The organism is Tabrizicola sp. YIM 78059, from assembly GCF_004959785.1.
Classification (GTDB): domain Bacteria; phylum Pseudomonadota; class Alphaproteobacteria; order Rhodobacterales; family Rhodobacteraceae; genus Tabrizicola; species Tabrizicola caldifontis.
Window position 1 is genome coordinate 173552 of record NZ_SJZH01000006.1, and the last position, 15585, is coordinate 189136.

Below are 15585 nucleotides of genomic sequence, written 5' to 3' on the forward strand. Positions count from 1 at the left end.
AGCCCGGAAAGCAGGCGCTCTGACGGAACGCTGTTTCTCAAGACGGGGTGAAAAGCCAACTTTCCGGGAAAACCTCCCGCACTTAAGCTAAAAAGCAGAACGGAAGTCCGATACCGGAGCGGCACGTGGCATTTCCGCCTTTTATCGCGGCTTCGCCCGGCGCTCGCTTGAATCTCGCCCTCTTGTCGGGCTACGGACCCGCCCAAACGGCGGGGGTGTCCTGCCGTGTCGAAAGGTTGCCACGCATGTCCCTGCTGAACCACGCCCCAATCCCGGAGCTGTATGTCTCCTACGAATCCGCCCAGAAACTGAAGCACGAGGCGGCGGCCCTTCCCTCGTGGGATCTGACCCAGCGCCAGGTCTGCGATCTGGAGCTGCTGATGAACGGTGGCTTCTGGCCGCTGAAGGGATTCATGACCCAGGCTGATTACCAAGGCGTCGTCGAAAAGATGCGCCTTGCGGACGGCACGCTGTTTCCCATTCCGATCACGCTGGACGTGTCCGAAGCCTTCGCCGAAAAGGTTGCCCCGGGTCAGGACATCGCGCTGCGGGATGCGGAAGGGGTGATCCTTGCGATCCTGTCGATCACCGACAAATGGGTGCCGGACAAGGCGCATGAGGCCGAGAAGGTCTTTGGCGCCGACGATCTCGCGCATCCGGCGGTGAACTACCTGCATAACACGGCCGGCAAGGTCTATCTCGGCGGGCCGATCATCGGGATCCAGCCGCCTGTCCATTACGACTTCAAGGCCCGCCGCGACACTCCCAACGAGTTGCGCGCGCTGTTCCGCAAGCTGGGCTGGCGCAAGGTCGTGGCCTTCCAGACCCGCAACCCCCTGCACCGTGCGCATCAGGAACTCACCTTCCGCGCAGCCCGCGAGGCCGAGGCAAACCTCCTGATCCACCCGGTCGTCGGCATGACCAAGCCGGGCGACGTGGACCATTTCACCCGCGTCCGCTGCTATGAGGCGGTGCTGGACAAGTATCCCGCCCAGACCACCGCACTGTCGCTCCTCAACCTCGCCATGCGCATGGCAGGACCCCGCGAGGCGGTCTGGCACGGCATCATCCGGCGCAACCACGGCTGCACCCACATGATCGTCGGCCGCGACCACGCGGGCCCGGGCAAGAACAGCCAGGGCAAGGATTTCTACGACCCCTACGCCGCGCAGGAACTGTTCCGCTCCCATCAGGCCGAGATCGGCATCGAGATGGTTGACTTCAAGCACATGGTCTACGTGCAGGAAAAGGCCCAGTACTACCCGGCGAACGAGATCCCCGAAGGCTCGACGGTCCTCGACATTTCCGGCACCGAACTTCGCCGCCGCCTGCGCGAGGGGCTGGAGATCCCCGAATGGTTCAGCTTCCCCGAAGTGGTGGCCGAACTGCGCAGGACCAGCCCGCCGCGGTCGAAACAGGGCTTCACCGTGTTCTTCACCGGCCTCTCGGGCAGTGGCAAGTCCACCATCGCCAATGCGCTGATGGTCAAGCTGATGGAGATGGGCGGGCGTCCCGTCACGCTGCTGGACGGGGACGTGGTGCGCAAGCACCTGTCCTCGGAACTGGGTTTCTCGAAGGAGCACCGCGACATCAACATCCGCCGCATCGGCTATGTCGCCTCCGAGATCACCAAGAACGGCGGCATCGCGATCTGCGCGCCGATCGCGCCCTATGCCGCCACCCGCCGGGCGGTGCGCGAGATGATCGAGGCCTTCGGTGCCTTCGTCGAGGTGCATGTCGCAACCAGCCTCGAGGAATGCGAACGCCGCGACCGCAAGGGGCTGTACAAGCTGGCGCGCGAAGGCAAGATCAAGGAATTCACCGGGATCTCCGACCCCTACGAGGCGCCCGAAACCCCCGAACTGCGCGTGGACACCGAGAACGTCGATGTCGATCATTGCGCCCATCAGGTGCTGCTGAAGCTGGAGCAGATGGGCCTGATCCGGGCTTGACGCGGGTTTTCCCGCGCCTCCCCTCCCCACGAGGGGGAGGGAGGGGATTGGGGTGGGGTCGGCGGCGGGCTATTCGGCCCGCATCATCCGTGCCAGTGTGCCATCCTTCAACACATACTGATGATATAGCGCCAGCCCCGCATGGCCCAGCGCCAGCACCATCAGCAGATTGGCGAACAGCCCGTGGATATCGCCGGTCTCAAGCCCCAGGAACCAGGCGCTGATCCCGCCCAGAGGCACCGCGATCATCAGCACATACAGCGCGACATGCACCCATCCGGCAACCCGGACCTGAAAGCTGCCTGGCGTTCCTGCCGCCTCTGGCGCGCCCCGTCCAAGGCGCACGAGCAGCCGCAGCACGGAAAGCGCCAGGATCGCGAGCCCCAGCGCCACATGCGGCACAAAACCCGGCGCGCCGCCTTCCTCGATGGCCTCGAGGGCCTCTGCCGCACCCTCGCCCGTCAGCCAGGCGACAACAAGCAGCACGGCGACAAGCCAGTGCAAAGCGATCTGGGCGCCGGAATAGCCAGTTGTGGTTTTCATCTCGACCTCGACATGCACCGAAACCTCTCGGACAAAGCCTAGCAGGTCCGACAGCGTTGTCGATTGCCGATGGTTTCCGTCAGTGCACGCTTACCGGCGTATAGTCGTGTTCGCGCGCCAGATGGAACGCTAGCCTGCGGTCGGCAACCAGGGCCAGCTGGCGTCCGTCGGCACCATGCACCGACCACAGCACCTCCAGGCCCGGAATCTGCTCGCGTACCTCGTCGGGCAAATCCTCGACATGGACCTCGCGCACATACACGATCCGATCGGCGCCCTGTGGCAACCCGTTGAATGGCGTGTTCATTTCTTCACCCCTTCCTTCCGGCTGATCTGAATGGTCTGAACCACGGTCTCGGGCACATGGCGGCGCAGATCGACATGCAGAAGCCCATGCTCCATCGTCGCGCCCGCAACCTCCACCCCGTCGGCCAGCACGAAGCTGCGCTGGAAGGCGCGGCTTGCAATGCCCCGGTGCAGGAACACCCGCTCTCCCTGATCCTCGGCCTGACGGCCGCGCACCACCAGCTGGCGGTCCTCGACCGTGATGGACAGGTCCTCCTCGCGGAAGCCCGCGACGGCCAGCGTGATCCGGTAAGCGTTCTCGGCCACCGCTTCGATGTTGAAGGGAGGGTAGCCCTCGGCCCCGGACTTGGCGGTGCGTTCGACCAGCCTTTCCAGCTGTTCGAAGCCCAGCAGGTAGGGGTGGGACCCGAAGCTCAGTTTCGTCATCCGGACTGTCCTTGTTTCAAGCGACACTCACGTACGGCCCCACATTCGGGCACCGCACTGCCCGCAATATGGGGCCGGTCGTGGCCCCCCGCAAGGCCCTGCACTACCCGGAAATCGCCTGAAACGGATGCAGAAACCTTCACCCAGACCATCCGCTTTCCTATATTCTTTCGCAAAGGCAGGAAGCGAGTCGCCCCCATGAACGCCCCGTCGGAGCTCAGCTTTGAAGAGATGCTGCGCATCAAGCTCGAAGTGCTGAAGCGTGAGCATCGCGATCTTGACCAGGCCATCCATGCGCTGGAGGAAACCGGCCGCCCCGACCAGTTGACCCTGCGCCGGCTGAAGAAGCAGAAGCTGGCGCTGAAAGACCAGATCGTGAAGATACAGGATCAGCTGATTCCCGACATCATCGCCTGATGCTTGCCCCTGCACGCATCCCGAGGTAATCGCGCTGATACTCAGGGGAGGCAGGCATGACCGTATCTGTCGGGATCATCATGGGGTCGCAAAGCGACTGGCCCACCATGAAGGCCGCGGCAGAGATTCTGGATGCGCTTGGCATTCCCTACGAAACGAAGATCGTATCTGCCCACCGTACGCCCGACCGGCTGTGGGAGTATGGCGAGACTGCCGTGGCGCGTGGGCTGAAGGTCATCATCGCGGGTGCCGGGGGTGCCGCGCATCTGCCGGGGATGATGGCGTCGAAAACGCGGCTGCCGGTTATCGGGGTGCCGGTCCAGACCAGGGCGCTGTCCGGTGTCGATTCACTTTATTCCATCGTGCAGATGCCCAAGGGCTACCCGGTGGCCACCATGGCCATCGGCGGCGCGGCCAACGCGGGCCTGATGGCTGCCGCGATCCTGGCCGTTTCTGACCCCGCATTGGCCGCAAGGCTGGATGACTGGCGCGATGCACTTTCTGCAAGCATCCCCGAGGAGCCTTCGGATGACTGAACTTCCACAGGGCGCCACCATCGGCATCCTCGGCGGCGGACAACTGGGGCGGATGCTGTCCGTTGCCGCCAGCCGTCTGGGCTATCGCTGCCACATCTACGAACCGGGGGCCGCACCGGCGGGCGATGTTGCGCATCGCGTCACCACCGCCCCCTACGAGGACGAGACCGCCCTGCGCGGCTTTGCCGCCAGCGTGGATGTGATCACCTACGAATTCGAGAATGTCCCGACCTCGGCGCTGGACCTTCTGGAAAGCCTGAGACCGATCCGCCCGAACCGCCGGGCCCTTGCCGTAAGCCAGGACCGGATCGCAGAGAAGTCCTTCCTGAACGACCTGGGCCTGCAGACCGCACCCTGGGCGCAGGTCGATTGCGAAGCCGACCTGCGAGCCGCCGCCGATCGCCTGGGCCTGCCCGCGATTCTCAAGACGACGCGGCTTGGCTATGACGGCAAGGGCCAGGCGCGGCTGGACGCCGAGGCCGACATCCCCGCCGCATGGGCCGCGATGAACGGCGCGGCTTCGGTGCTGGAGGGCTTCGTCCCCTTCGAGCGCGAGGTCAGCGTGATCGCCGCACGCGGTATGGACGGCTCGGTCGCCTGCTATGATCCCGGCGAAAACGTCCATCGCGACGGCATCCTGCGCACCACCACGGTGCCAGCCCGCCTGACACCGGCGCAGCGCGCCGATGCCGTGCTGATCGCGGCGCGCATCCTGAATGCGCTTGACTATGTTGGCGTGATGGGGGTGGAGCTGTTCGTCACCCCCCGCGGTCTTCTGGTGAACGAAATTGCGCCGCGCGTGCACAATTCCGGCCACTGGACCCAGGCCGGCTGCACGGTGGACCAGTTCGAGCAGCACATTCGCGCCGTGGCGGGCCTGCCTCTGGGCGACGGAAACCGCTATGCGGACGTCGTGATGGAGAACCTGATCGGCGACGATGTGCTGCGTCTGCCCGAACTGCTCAAGGCCCGTGACACCGCCGTCCACCTGTACGGCAAGGGCACCCCTCGGCCGGGCCGCAAGATGGGGCATGTCAACCGGGTGATCCGCGGGTAAGGGGCTGCCACCTCGTCGGGCATCGAGCCGGCCTTTGCGGCGCTGCCGCGGAAGACATTTGTATCGTGCCGCCTGCCGATCCGTCGCACGCCTACGGCGGGAGTATCTTGCAAGGAGCAACTTCGGACCGCTCCTGCAGTCGCTCCTTCCGGAATACTCTGGGGGCTTGGGGGTGAACACCCCATCAGCCGAGGAGGAGGGCGCAGGCCTGACGACCAGAGGAACGGCGTGCAGCGCAAGCCGCTCCAAGCAGCACCGGGCCACGATGCTCAGTTGCGCTGGAACCGCCCCTGCCGCAGGAAGTGGATCACCTGCCGGATGACGGTCGGGTTGACCATGATCCAGGTGTGGGTGACAGGCAGAACCAGATGGTCCGTCATCCCGTCCAGCCGGGTGGATGCCACCGTCACCTTGCCGTCGTCCGGCCCGGGCAGAATCTGGCTGAACCACGGGCTGACCGAACGGGTTCCGGCAATGATGCCAAGGGGAAAGTCGGCCGGTGGCAGACGGTTCGGCCAGCTGTCGGGCCCTTTGCCCAGAGACAGCCCCGCCGGGCCGGTGATCATCTGGAACACCTTCCAGTCGCCGAAGAGATCCACCAGTTCCGAACCATGATTGGGCGGTGCCAGCATCACCACCCTTCCCAGGCCGGGAGGGTGCCCCCGCGCCAGCCAGTCGCGGACCACGATTCCCCCCATCGAATGCGTGACGAAATGGGTCACACCCACGAAGGGCTCGGCACAGGCGCGCGCGACCTCAGCCACCAGAGCATCCGGCTCGGCCGTCGTCGAGGGATAGGCGGCATGGGTCACGGCATAGCCCGCTGCGCGCAAGGCCAGCCCCATCGGCACCAGAGATCGCGCCGTCCGCGCAAGGCCATGCACCAGTATCACCCGTTCGCCAGGGGCAGTTCCGGCGGGCCGGTCGGCAGGCAGACAAAGGGGCGGGCGCAGGGTCATGGGCCGAACATGCGCCCTTGTCCTGCGCTTGGAAAGAGCAGCCCTGCCCGACCTTGCATCACGCCCGGGGCTGGACATCGGCCTCTGTCCCGCGCAAGCCTTGGCCCATGTCCCGCCCGATGCCGCGCCTCGCCGTCCGCGCCCTGATCCTGCATGAGGATCGGCTGCTGCTGGTCAACGCATGGAAATCCGCGCGCTCGGATCTGTGGTGCGCACCGGGCGGCGGGGTCGAACCCGGCACTTCCCTGCCCGCGAACCTGATTCGCGAGGTGCACGAGGAAACCGGCCTGACCATTGCCGTGGGCGGGCCTGCGCTGGTCAACGAATTCCACGACCCGCCCTCGGGCTTTCACCAGGTCGAGGTCTTCTTCCGCTGTCGCCTGATCTCGGGCAGGCTGGACGACGACTGGCGCGACCCGGAAGGCATTGTCACACGCCGCCGCTTCTTCGACCGCGCCGATCTCGACCTTGGCCGCATCAGGTTCAAGCCCGACAGCCTGCCGGATGCCGCCTGGGGCACAGACTTCGGCTACGACCCTCTGGAAAGGATCGTCCGATGAGCCGAGCCTTCGTGAACGAGGACGCCGGTCTTGACCGGCCCGACCTGCCTGAACTTCCCGTTCCGCCGGGGCCGAACATCATGACCCCGCGCGGGCTTGCAGCCCTGCGTGACCGCCTTGCGCGCCGGACGACCGAGCTAGTCGCACTGCGGGCGCGGCACGACCGGCTGGACAAGCTGCCTGAGGCTGCCGCAGAACGCGACATCCGTTGGCTTGAGGCGCGCCTCAAGGCTGCTGTGGTGATCGATCCCGCCGCCCACGACCTGACCGAGGTCGCCTTCGGCCTGGCCGTCACGGTCGCCGACGAACACGGCCGTGAAACCACCTACGAAATCGTGGGCGAGGACGAGGCCGACGCCCCGTCGGGGCGGATCGCCCCGACCTCGCCGCTGGCCAGAGCCCTGATCGGTGCGCGAATCGGGGACGTTGTCACCTGGCGCCGCCCGGCCGGAACGATGCAGCTGGAGATACTCAGGATCGCCCATGCCGATTCGCCTGCTTGACCCCTCAGAGGTTGCGCTGGTCGCCGACTTCTACCGCGCCGCGCCCGATTACTGGCTGCTTGCAGAGGGCACCTGCGACCCCGACCGGCAGGCCGCAGAGTTCTTTACCGACGGCCCGCCCGCATGCGACCGGTCACTGACGCATCATCTGGGGCTGTTCCTGCCAGCGGCCGAAACCGGCGATCCCCGCGCCGGGACGGGCGCTTCCCATTCCCCTTGTGCAGATGGGAGAGGGGTAGAGGGCCGGCCCATCTTGCCCGCATCGCCTGATGGAATGCGCCTCTCTGGCGTGGCCGAACTTTCCTACGGCTTTCCCGAAGCCACCGACGCCTATCTCGGCCTCATGCTGCTTGGTCCATGGGCCCGGGGTGCGGGCCATGGCAGGGCAATGCTCGACCAGGCCGAGACGCTTGCCCGCGCGAGGGGGGCGAGGCGGATTGTTCTGGCCGTTCTCGAGGCCAACCCACGCGGCCGCGCCTTCTGGGAACGCGAGGGTTTCCGAGCAACGGGCCTGTCCCGGCGCGACCAGGTCACCGGGCACACGCTTCACCGGCTGGTCAAGGCCCTGTAGGGCAGGCTGGCAAGTGCGACCCCGCCCAGCACCAGCACCGCCGCCAGCCAGAAGCGCAGACCCGGCGGTTCGGCCAACAAGACAGCCCCGCCCAGCGCAGCGATGACCGGCACCGTCAGCTGCGCGACCGCAGCCCGCGCCGCGCCCAGGCCGGGCAGAACCGCATACCACAGCGCGTAGCCCAGCCCCGAGGTCACGGCGCCTGACACCACCGCCAGCGCCAGACCCCTGGCATCCGGTGCGGCAAGGCCTGCCAGACCGAAAGGCAGCACAAAGGGCAAGGCCAGCACGAAGTTCCAGGCCGTCGCGGCAAGCGGATCGCGCGCGCCACGCCCGGCCAGCGAGTACAGGCCCCAGCCCACTCCCGCCACCGCCATCAGCGCCAGTGGGGCAAGGGCGACAGCACCCGGCGCTGCGATCAGCGCCAGTCCGGCCAGCGCCAGCCCTGCCCCCGCCCAGCGCCGGGGCGGCACACCTTCGCGCCCGGCCAACGCGCCGGCGAACATCGTGACCTGCACCATCCCGAACAGGACAAGCGCCCCGGTCCCCGCATCCAGCCCACGATAGGCCAGCGAAAACCCCAGCAGATAGGCCGAAAGGCCCAGCACCCCCGCCAATCGCCCCTGCATCCCCGGCCAGGCAATCCCGCCGCGCTGCCATAACACCAGCGCCGCCAGCATCACCGCGCCCGACATCAGCCGGATTGCCGCAAACTCCACCGCGCCGATATGTCCCGGCCCCACCGCCCAGCGGTTCAGCACCGAATTGGCGGCAAAGGCCAGCATGGTCAGGGCAGTCAGCAGGAACAGACGCATTGACCCACCCTGACGCCTTGCCCGCAAAAGGAAAAGGGGCGACCCGAAGGCCGCCCCCCCCTGAAACCGGACTGACCGGATGGATCAGAAGTCCATCCCGCCCATGCCGCCGCCACCCGGCATCGCCGGGGCCGCCTTCGGCTCGGGACGGTCGGCGATCATCGCCTCGGTGGTGATCAGCAGCGAGGCAACCGAAGCCGCATCTTCCAGAGCGGTGCGGGTCACTTTCGCCGGGTCGATCACGCCGAACTTGAACATGTCGCCGTATTCTTCGGTCTGCGCGTTGAAACCGAAGTTCTTGTCGCTCGACTCGCGGATCTTGCCCGCAACGACCGAGCCGTCCACGCCGGCATTGTCGGCGATCTGGCGCAGCGGGGCCTCCAGCGCACGGCGGATGATGGCGATGCCGGCATCCTGGTCGCTGTTGGCACCCTTCAGCCCTTCCAGCGCCTTGGCCGCCTGGACCAGAGCTACGCCGCCACCGACGATCACGCCTTCCTGAACAGCCGCACGGGTCGCGTTCAGCGCGTCGTCCACGCGATCCTTGCGCTCTTTCACTTCGACTTCGGTCATGCCGCCGACGCGGATGACGGCAACACCGCCCGCCAGCTTGGCCACACGCTCCTGCAGCTTCTCGCGGTCGTAGTCCGAGGTGGTCTCCTCGATCTGCGCGCGGATCTGGGCGACGCGGGCCTCGATCTCTTTCTTGTCGCCGGCGCCGTCGATGATGGTGGTGTCATCCTTCTTGATGACGACCTTCTTGGCGCGGCCCAGCATGTCGAGCCCGACATTCTCCAGCTTCATGCCCAGGTCGTCGCTGATGACCTGACCGCCGGTCAGGATGGCGATGTCCTGCAGCATGGCCTTGCGGCGGTCGCCGAAGCCCGGAGCCTTGACAGCGGCGATCTTCAGGCCACCGCGCAGCTTGTTGACGACCAGGGTCGCCAGAGCCTCGCCTTCCACGTCCTCGGCCACGATGACCAGGGGCTTCTGCGACTGGATGACCGCTTCCAGCAGCGGAACCATCGGCTGCAGCGACGACAGCTTCTTCTCGTGCAGCAGGATGTAGGCGTCTTCCAGTTCCGCAACCATCTTGTCGGCGTTGGTCACGAAGTAGGGCGACAGGTAGCCGCGGTCGAACTGCATGCCTTCGACCACTTCGACTTCGGTCTCCATGCCCTTGTTTTCTTCGACGGTGATCACGCCCTCGTTGCCGACCTTCTGCATCGCGTCGGCGATGAAGCGGCCGATCTGGGCTTCGCCGTTGGCCGAGATGGTGCCGACCTGGGCGACTTCATCCGAGTCCTTCACCGGGCGAGCCATCGCCTTGATCTGCTCGACGACCTTGTGGGTCGCCAGGTCGATGCCACGCTTCAGATCCATCGGGTTCATGCCGGCGGCAACGGCCTTCATGCCTTCCTTGATGATGGCCTGAGCCAGAACGGTGGCGGTGGTGGTGCCGTCGCCGGCCTCGTCATTGGTGCGCGAGGCGACTTCCTTCACCATCTGCGCGCCCATGTTCTCGAACTTGTCGGCCAGTTCGATCTCCTTGGCGACGGTCACGCCGTCCTTGGTGATGCGGGGCGAGCCGAAGGACTTGTCGATCACCACGTTGCGGCCTTTCGGGCCCAGGGTGACCTTCACGGCATCGGCAAGAATGTTGACGCCGCGCAGCATGCGGTCGCGGGCGTCGGTATCGAACTTGACGTCTTTAGCAGCCATTATGACAGCTCCTTGAATGGGATTTCGTAGGGTGCGCTACAGCGCACCGTTCCTTGCGACAGATCAGGAAATGATCCCGAGGATGTCGCTTTCCTTCATGATCAGCAGCTCTTCGCCATTCAGCGTCACTTCGGTGCCCGACCACTTGCCGAACAGCACACGGTCGCCGGCCTTGACCGACGGCGCGATCAGCTCGCCCGAATCCTTGCGGGCGCCTTCGCCCACGGCGATCACTTCGCCCTCGGCGGGCTTTTCCTTGGCGGTGTCGGGGATGATCAGACCGCCCTTGGTCTTTTCGTCGGACTGGACGCGCTTGACCAGGACGCGGTCATGCAGGGGTTTGAAAGCCATCTGGAGGTTCTCCCTTGAGTCACCAGGTTTGATCTCGATTAGCACTCGCCTCGATCGAGTGCTAACGGACGCTGAGGTAGGCGATGCCCCGCCGCCTGTCAACACCCGGCTGCCGGATTTTGATTTGCCTTTTCCCGACCGCCTGCCACGATGCCCGCGACATGCCCTGCCCCGACCGAAGGCCCCGATGACCCGCCTCCTTGCCCTTGCCGCCCTTGCCTTCTGCCTTCTCGCTACCCCGCTGCTGGCCCAGTGCAACGGCCGCAACCTGTTTGAGGAGATGCCGCCCGAAAAGGTGGCCGCGCTGACCGCAGCTGCCGATGCCGTGCCGTTCCCGCGCGGCAATCTCTGGCGCGCGACCCGGGGGCAAGAGGTGATCACCATTGCCGGCACCTATCACTTCGACGACCCCCGGCACGCCCCTACCCTTGCCGCGATCAGACCGGCCATCGAATCCGCAACCACCGTCCTGGTCGAGGCCGGACCGGAAGAGCAAAGGGCGCTGCAGGATCTGATCGCCCGTGAACCGGGACGGATGATGATAACGGATGGCCCATCGCTTCTGGAACAGCTGCCGCCCGATGTATGGTCCGACCTCAGCGCTGCCCTTGCCCTGCGCGGCATCCCCGGCTTCATGGCCGCGAAGCTTCAGCCCTGGTATGTTGCCGTGCTTCTGTCGATGCCGCCCTGCGCCGTGGCACAGATGAAGGATCCCAAGGGCCTAGACGGCATGGTGATCGAAACGGCCGCCGCCGCCGGTGTGCCGGTGCGGGGGCTGGAGCCGTTCGATACGGTCTTCAGCATCTTCGACGCCATGAACCATGACGAGATGGTCGCGATGATCCAGTCCACCCTTGCGGTCGATGACCGGTCCGAAGACTATCACGCCACCCTTGCCGACAGCTATTTCGCCGGGGAAAGCCGGATCATCTGGGAATACATGCGCGATGTCAGCTATGGCCTGCCGGGCTACACGCGCGAGGAGGTGGATGCCGACTTTGCCCGGATGGAAGAGCTTCTGATGAATTCCCGCAACCGTCGATGGATTTCCGTCCTCACTGCGGCAGCGGCGGAAGGCCCGGTCTTTGCCGCCTTCGGCGCGCTTCACCTGTCGGGCGAGGAAGGGGTGCTGAACCTTCTGCAACGCGAAGGCTTCACCGTGGAACAGCTTGCGCCATGATCCTGCCCGGCCGTCTGACCCGGCTGACGGTGCTCGACCTCGGGCTCTTCGAAGTCAGGGGCGGCGAACGCCTGATCGGCATCCCCTCCTATCTGATGGAAACCGACCGGGGCGACCGCATCCTGTTCGATACGGGCTTTCCCCCGGCCTATGCGACCGATCCCGGGATTGCCGACCGCGACGGCCTGCCCGCCTTTGGCCGACTGATCGGTTACGACGTGGAACATACTGCGGAAGGTGCCCTTGCCGCCCTGGGTCTGACGCCGCGCGACATTTCATTGACCATCCTCAGCCACGGCCATATCGACCATGTGGGCGCCCTGCACCTGTTTGCGCATGCGCCCATCGTGATGACAGCCCGCGAACGCGCCGACCCGCGCCCCAGCTATTTCGGCACTGCACGGCCGATGGCCTGGCCCGAGGCTCGCCATATCCTGATCAGGGATGATACGCCCGTCTGCAATGGGCTGACCCTGATTCCCACCCCCGGCCATACGCCTGGCCATCTGTCCGCCATCCTGGCCCTGCCACGCACCGGCACGGTCATACTGGCCGCCGACGCGATCAACCGGGCGTCCGAACCCGCCGAGCACTTCGCCGACGCGCAGGATCCTGATGCCGCCAGAGCCTCCGCCGATCGGCTTCTGGCGCTGCCGGGCCTGTTGATCTACGGTCATGACCCGGCCCAGTGGCAAAGCCTGCGCAAGGCCCCGGCCTTCTACGACTGATGCCGATCAGATGCGCCGCCCCCAATGGAGAGGGGATTGGGGTGGGGGCGCCACCCGCCCACCCCGCAGCAATTCAGCGGTGACCGCCCTTGCCCGGCACCAGGCCGCGCTTCGGCACCAGCTTCGGACCCTTCGGTCCCATCGCTGCCCTCAGGCTGGCGGGATCGAACCTCTTCGCTTTTGGCAACGGCTTCAGCCCCGCCGCGGCGGGTTTTCCGGTGTTCTGTGTCGGCATCACATGCCCCTGACATGAAAGGAGGAGACAGACGGGGATAACCCGCCAACGACCGGCCCTCAGGCCGCGTGCAACTTGTCCATGTTCAGGGCACTCCTTGGCTCAGGGCTGCACTTCCGGGCCGTTCGGCCCATGCTCACGGCCCCTGTCGGGTCGTCAGACGGTCAGTTCCATGACACATGCACTCCTCTGCCGGAAGCTGTACGATGCCACATCCGCCCCCGCGTGACAATCGCGCTCCCTTCCCCTATACCGCGCGCAAAACCGCCACCCTCCCAAAGGCATTCCCATGACCACGCTCGTCTTCGGCCACAAGTCCCCCGACACCGATTCCACCGGATCGCCCATCATCTGGGCCTGGTATCTGAACGAGACCGGCACACCGGCGAAAGCCGTCCTGCTGGGCGAACCCAACACCGAAGCCGCCTTCGTGCTGAGGCACTGGGGCCTGGACAGGCCCGAGATCATCACCGACGTGACGGCGGAGGACCAGGTGGTGATCGTCGATACCAACAACCCGGCCGAACTGCCGCCTTCGATCAACGAGGCGCAGATCCAGGGCATCATCGACCATCACATGCTGGTCGGCGGCCTGAAGACCCGCACGCCGATCGACATCACCATCCGCCCGCTGGCCTGCACCGCCACCATCATGCACGACCTGATGGGCGACGTGCTGGCCAAGGCGCCGACCGGCATCAAGGGTGCGATGCTGTCCTGCATCCTGTCCGACACGCTGGAATTCCGCAGCCCCACCACCACACCCCACGACCGCGCCGTGGCCGAGAAGCTGGCGAACGAACTGCGCGTCTCGATCCCCGAACTGGCTGCCAAGATGTTCGAGGCCAAGTCGGACGTCTCGGCCTTCTCGGATGCGGAACTGCTGCGCATGGATTCCAAGGAATACACGGTCGGCGGCAAGGAACTGCGCGTCTCGGTACTGGAGACCACGGCGCCCAAGGTGATCCTTGACCGCAAGGACAGCCTGATGCGCTCGATGGTGGACGTGGCGAAGGAGGACGGCGCCGATCAGGTGCTGCTGTTCGTGGTGGACATCATCCGAGAAGAGGCGACGCTGCTGGTCCCGAACGACCTGGTGAAACAGATCGCCGAGGCCTCCTTCGGCTGCACCGTCACCGGCGACACCGTCGTTCTGCCGGGGATCATGAGCCGCAAGAAGCAGATCCTGCCGGCGCTCAAGCTGTAGACGCGAACCGCGGGCGTGCCGGCCTCTGCCGGAACATCGAGGAAGGAAAGCAGGTGCCGCGCCATGACTGACATCATCCGGTCGCTGTCGGAAATTGCCGGGCGCTATGACGCCGTCTTCTGCGACCTCTGGGGTTGCCTGCACAACGGCAAGGCTGCCTTCCCGGCAGCCGTGGCGGCCCTGCAGGGCTTTCGGGCCGGGGGCGGCAAGGTCGTTCTTCTGACCAACGCGCCCCGGCCGAAATCCAGCGTCATCCGACAGATCGACCGTCTGGGCGTGCCGCGTGACGCCTGGGATATCGTGGTCACCTCGGGTGACGCTGCGCAGATGGGGATGCTTTCCGGTGCCGTGGGCCGACGCGTCCACCACATCGGCGCCCCGAAGGACGAGGCTTTCTTCACCGATTTCGCCGAGGATCTGGCCGCCTATGCCGCCGCCCAGCCCCCCATCGAACGGGTGCCGCTGCGTGAGGCCGAGGGCATCGTCTGCACCGGCCTGCGCGACGACCTGACCGAGACGCCCGACGACTACCGCGCCGCGCTTTTGCTGGGCAAGACGCTGGATCTGCCCATGCTGTGCGCCAACCCCGACATCGTGGTGGATCTGGGGGATCGCCGGCTCTATTGCGCGGGCGCGCTGGCGCAGGCCTACGAGGAAATGGGCGGAAAGACGCTTTACTTCGGCAAGCCGCATCCGCCGATCTACGACCTGGCACGCCGCCGCCTGGCCGAGGCGGGCGCACTGGCCGACCCCGCGATCCTCTGCATCGGCGACGGGATTTCCACCGACATCCGGGGCGGGATCGGCGAGGGGCTGGACACGCTGTTCATCACCGGCGGACTCGAGGCCGACCGTTTCGGCCCCGACCCGGAAAACCCCGATCCCGCCCGGCTGGGCGACTGGCTCGACGGGCTGGAACTGTCGCCCACCTACGCCATGGGCCGCCTGCGCTGACGACGCAGCAACATTCGTTCACAGACGAAAGTCCGATTGAACAATTCTTGCGCAACCGATTGTGCTGCGTCGCAGCGCGTGCTAGGTTGTCCGCATGACCGGAAGGGATTCGGACCCCATGCTCGACAACATGCCCCGCGGAACGATCTGCATCGAGGACATCGAGATCGGCATGTCCCGCCATCTGATGAAGGTCATCACCGACCGCGACATCGAGCTGTTCGCCGAGGTTTCCACCGACCGGAACCCGGTCCACCTTGACGATGCCTATGCCCAGGACACGATCTTCGAGGGCCGCATCGCGCACGGGATGCTGACCGCCGGACTGATCTCGGCGGTGATCGGGGAACAGCTTCCGGGCCATGGCACGGTCTATCTGGGACAAAGCCTGAAGTTCATGGCACCGGTCCGCCCCGGCGATATGGTGCGCGCTGAGGTCACCGTCACCGGCATCGACCACGCCAAACGCCGGGTGACCCTTGAAACCCTCGCCTCGGTCGGTAAAACCGTAGTCCTGAAGGGCGAGGCGCTGGTTCTGGCGCCCAGCCGCAAGTTCGACTGAC

At 65.9% G+C, this 15585-nt stretch carries 20 protein-coding genes; 12 read left to right on the top strand and 8 right to left on the bottom strand.

Annotation, left to right across the window (positions count from 1 at the left end; genetic code table 11):
- Positions 1-245 precede the first annotated feature (245 nt).
- Positions 246-1952, top strand: coding sequence for a bifunctional sulfate adenylyltransferase/adenylylsulfate kinase (locus EZM81_RS10290; protein WP_136645642.1), 1707 nt, complete (start codon positions 246-248; stop codon positions 1950-1952).
- 69 nt (positions 1953-2021) lie between these two features.
- Here the strand turns inward: EZM81_RS10290 and EZM81_RS10295 are convergent, their stop codons facing one another.
- From EZM81_RS10295 to EZM81_RS10305, 3 genes are all read right to left on the bottom strand, one after another.
- Positions 2022-2495 carry a cytochrome b gene (locus tag EZM81_RS10295; protein WP_135449564.1) on the bottom strand — a complete coding sequence of 158 codons (474 nt, stop codon included), beginning with the start codon at positions 2493-2495 and terminating at the stop codon, positions 2022-2024.
- A 79-nt stretch (positions 2496-2574) separates the two neighbouring features.
- Entirely contained in the window at positions 2575-2802 is a 228-nt protein-coding gene (locus tag EZM81_RS10300; protein WP_135449563.1) for a DUF1150 family protein, read from the bottom strand.
- Complete coding sequence (locus tag EZM81_RS10305; RefSeq protein WP_135449561.1) at positions 2799-3227, bottom strand: Hsp20 family protein; 429 nt, start codon at positions 3225-3227, stop codon at positions 2799-2801. The genes EZM81_RS10300 and EZM81_RS10305 overlap by 4 nt, the downstream gene beginning before the upstream one ends.
- Before the next feature lie 198 nt (positions 3228-3425).
- Here EZM81_RS10305 and EZM81_RS10310 point away from each other — a divergent pair, with 198 nt between their 5' ends.
- The 3 genes from EZM81_RS10310 to EZM81_RS10320 are packed head-to-tail and all read left to right on the top strand — an operon-like array spanning position 3426 to position 5237.
- The gene (locus EZM81_RS10310; protein ID WP_135449559.1) at positions 3426-3644 is read left to right on the top strand and encodes a YdcH family protein; all 219 of its coding nucleotides are present in this window, start codon (positions 3426-3428) and stop codon (positions 3642-3644) included.
- Between the two features lie 56 nt (positions 3645-3700).
- On the top strand, positions 3701-4180 hold the full coding sequence (gene purE, locus EZM81_RS10315) for a 5-(carboxyamino)imidazole ribonucleotide mutase (protein WP_135449557.1): 480 nt from the start codon (positions 3701-3703) through the stop codon (positions 4178-4180).
- Positions 4173-5237: a 5-(carboxyamino)imidazole ribonucleotide synthase gene (locus tag EZM81_RS10320; RefSeq protein ID WP_136645643.1), complete on the top strand. Its 1065-nt coding sequence runs from the start codon at positions 4173-4175 to the stop codon at positions 5235-5237. The genes purE and EZM81_RS10320 overlap by 8 nt, the downstream gene beginning before the upstream one ends.
- A gap of 269 nt (positions 5238-5506) precedes the next feature.
- Here EZM81_RS10320 and EZM81_RS10325 read toward each other — a convergent pair whose 3' ends face one another.
- Positions 5507-6196 (bottom strand): triacylglycerol lipase, encoded by a 690-nt coding sequence (locus EZM81_RS10325; RefSeq protein WP_136645644.1) that lies wholly within the window; start codon positions 6194-6196, stop codon positions 5507-5509.
- A gap of 119 nt (positions 6197-6315) precedes the next feature.
- Here EZM81_RS10325 and EZM81_RS10330 point away from each other — a divergent pair, with 119 nt between their 5' ends.
- The 3 genes from EZM81_RS10330 to EZM81_RS18550 are packed head-to-tail and all read left to right on the top strand — an operon-like array spanning position 6316 to position 7830.
- Entirely contained in the window at positions 6316-6756 is a 441-nt protein-coding gene (locus EZM81_RS10330) for an NUDIX domain-containing protein (protein ID WP_248298188.1), read from the top strand.
- Complete coding sequence (locus EZM81_RS10335; RefSeq protein ID WP_136645646.1) at positions 6753-7259, top strand: GreA/GreB family elongation factor; 507 nt, start codon at positions 6753-6755, stop codon at positions 7257-7259. The genes EZM81_RS10330 and EZM81_RS10335 overlap by 4 nt, the downstream gene beginning before the upstream one ends.
- On the top strand, positions 7240-7830 hold the full coding sequence (locus tag EZM81_RS18550; RefSeq protein WP_248298189.1) for an N-acetyltransferase: 591 nt from the start codon (positions 7240-7242) through the stop codon (positions 7828-7830). Before EZM81_RS10335 ends, EZM81_RS18550 begins: the two co-directional genes overlap by 20 nt.
- Here the strand turns inward: EZM81_RS18550 and EZM81_RS10345 are convergent.
- The 3 genes from EZM81_RS10345 to groES form a co-directional block, all read right to left on the bottom strand.
- On the bottom strand, positions 7806-8645 hold the full coding sequence (locus tag EZM81_RS10345; RefSeq protein ID WP_136645647.1) for a DMT family transporter: 840 nt from the start codon (positions 8643-8645) through the stop codon (positions 7806-7808). The two genes, EZM81_RS18550 and EZM81_RS10345, sit on opposite strands and share 25 nt — an antisense overlap.
- An 84-nt stretch (positions 8646-8729) precedes the next feature.
- Positions 8730-10367: a chaperonin GroEL gene (gene groL, locus EZM81_RS10350; protein ID WP_136645648.1), complete on the bottom strand. Its 1638-nt coding sequence runs from the start codon at positions 10365-10367 to the stop codon at positions 8730-8732.
- A gap of 63 nt (positions 10368-10430) precedes the next feature.
- On the bottom strand, positions 10431-10718 hold the full coding sequence (gene groES / locus EZM81_RS10355) for a co-chaperone GroES (protein ID WP_135449544.1): 288 nt from the start codon (positions 10716-10718) through the stop codon (positions 10431-10433).
- A 187-nt stretch (positions 10719-10905) separates the two neighbouring features.
- Here groES and EZM81_RS10360 point away from each other — a divergent pair, with 187 nt between their 5' ends.
- Together EZM81_RS10360 and EZM81_RS10365 are read left to right on the top strand one after the other, a co-directional pair.
- On the top strand, positions 10906-11898 hold the full coding sequence (locus EZM81_RS10360) for a TraB/GumN family protein (RefSeq protein ID WP_136645649.1): 993 nt from the start codon (positions 10906-10908) through the stop codon (positions 11896-11898).
- Positions 11895-12626 carry an N-acyl homoserine lactonase family protein gene (locus EZM81_RS10365; protein ID WP_136645650.1) on the top strand — a complete coding sequence of 244 codons (732 nt, stop codon included), beginning with the start codon at positions 11895-11897 and terminating at the stop codon, positions 12624-12626. Before EZM81_RS10360 ends, EZM81_RS10365 begins: the two co-directional genes overlap by 4 nt.
- 73 nt (positions 12627-12699) lie before the next feature.
- On the opposite strand, the gene EZM81_RS18305 is transcribed toward EZM81_RS10365, so the two are convergent.
- Positions 12700-12861 carry a hypothetical protein gene (locus EZM81_RS18305; protein WP_167850966.1) on the bottom strand — a complete coding sequence of 54 codons (162 nt, stop codon included), beginning with the start codon at positions 12859-12861 and terminating at the stop codon, positions 12700-12702.
- Between the two features lie 289 nt (positions 12862-13150).
- Here EZM81_RS18305 and EZM81_RS10370 point away from each other — a divergent pair, with 289 nt between their 5' ends.
- The 3 genes from EZM81_RS10370 to EZM81_RS10380 all read left to right on the top strand — a co-directional run bounded on the left by EZM81_RS10370 (position 13151) and on the right by EZM81_RS10380 (position 15584).
- Complete coding sequence (locus tag EZM81_RS10370; RefSeq protein ID WP_135449539.1) at positions 13151-14068, top strand: manganese-dependent inorganic pyrophosphatase; 918 nt, start codon at positions 13151-13153, stop codon at positions 14066-14068.
- Positions 14069-14131: 63 nt separating this feature from the next.
- Positions 14132-15022 (top strand): TIGR01459 family HAD-type hydrolase, encoded by an 891-nt coding sequence (locus EZM81_RS10375; RefSeq protein ID WP_135449537.1) that lies wholly within the window; start codon positions 14132-14134, stop codon positions 15020-15022.
- A 118-nt stretch (positions 15023-15140) separates the two neighbouring features.
- On the top strand, positions 15141-15584 hold the full coding sequence (locus EZM81_RS10380) for a MaoC family dehydratase (protein ID WP_135449714.1): 444 nt from the start codon (positions 15141-15143) through the stop codon (positions 15582-15584).
- Position 15585: the final 1 nt, after the last annotated feature.

Coding starts and splice junctions, on each gene's coding strand:
- EZM81_RS10295 (WP_135449564.1), bottom strand. CDS start 2,495: ATGAAAACCACAACTGGCTATTCCGGCGCCCAGATCGCTTTGCACTGG.
- EZM81_RS10325 (WP_136645644.1), bottom strand. CDS start 6,196: ATGACCCTGCGCCCGCCCCTTTGTCTGCCTGCCGACCGGCCCGCCGGA.
- groES (WP_135449544.1), bottom strand. CDS start 10,718: ATGGCTTTCAAACCCCTGCATGACCGCGTCCTGGTCAAGCGCGTCCAG.
- EZM81_RS10345 (WP_136645647.1), bottom strand. CDS start 8,645: ATGCGTCTGTTCCTGCTGACTGCCCTGACCATGCTGGCCTTTGCCGCC.
- EZM81_RS10375 (WP_135449537.1), top strand. CDS start 14,132: ATGACTGACATCATCCGGTCGCTGTCGGAAATTGCCGGGCGCTATGAC.
- EZM81_RS10360 (WP_136645649.1), top strand. CDS start 10,906: ATGACCCGCCTCCTTGCCCTTGCCGCCCTTGCCTTCTGCCTTCTCGCT.
- groL (WP_136645648.1), bottom strand. CDS start 10,367: ATGGCTGCTAAAGACGTCAAGTTCGATACCGACGCCCGCGACCGCATG.
- EZM81_RS10310 (WP_135449559.1), top strand. CDS start 3,426: ATGAACGCCCCGTCGGAGCTCAGCTTTGAAGAGATGCTGCGCATCAAG.
- purE (WP_135449557.1), top strand. CDS start 3,701: ATGACCGTATCTGTCGGGATCATCATGGGGTCGCAAAGCGACTGGCCC.
- EZM81_RS10290 (WP_136645642.1), top strand. CDS start 246: ATGTCCCTGCTGAACCACGCCCCAATCCCGGAGCTGTATGTCTCCTAC.
- EZM81_RS10380 (WP_135449714.1), top strand. CDS start 15,141: ATGCTCGACAACATGCCCCGCGGAACGATCTGCATCGAGGACATCGAG.
- EZM81_RS18550 (WP_248298189.1), top strand. CDS start 7,240: ATGCCGATTCGCCTGCTTGACCCCTCAGAGGTTGCGCTGGTCGCCGAC.
- EZM81_RS10335 (WP_136645646.1), top strand. CDS start 6,753: ATGAGCCGAGCCTTCGTGAACGAGGACGCCGGTCTTGACCGGCCCGAC.
- EZM81_RS10330 (WP_248298188.1), top strand. CDS start 6,316: ATGCCGCGCCTCGCCGTCCGCGCCCTGATCCTGCATGAGGATCGGCTG.
- EZM81_RS10320 (WP_136645643.1), top strand. CDS start 4,173: ATGACTGAACTTCCACAGGGCGCCACCATCGGCATCCTCGGCGGCGGA.
- EZM81_RS10370 (WP_135449539.1), top strand. CDS start 13,151: ATGACCACGCTCGTCTTCGGCCACAAGTCCCCCGACACCGATTCCACC.
- EZM81_RS10305 (WP_135449561.1), bottom strand. CDS start 3,227: ATGACGAAACTGAGCTTCGGGTCCCACCCCTACCTGCTGGGCTTCGAA.
- EZM81_RS10300 (WP_135449563.1), bottom strand. CDS start 2,802: ATGAACACGCCATTCAACGGGTTGCCACAGGGCGCCGATCGGATCGTG.
- EZM81_RS10365 (WP_136645650.1), top strand. CDS start 11,895: ATGATCCTGCCCGGCCGTCTGACCCGGCTGACGGTGCTCGACCTCGGG.
- EZM81_RS18305 (WP_167850966.1), bottom strand. CDS start 12,861: ATGCCGACACAGAACACCGGAAAACCCGCCGCGGCGGGGCTGAAGCCG.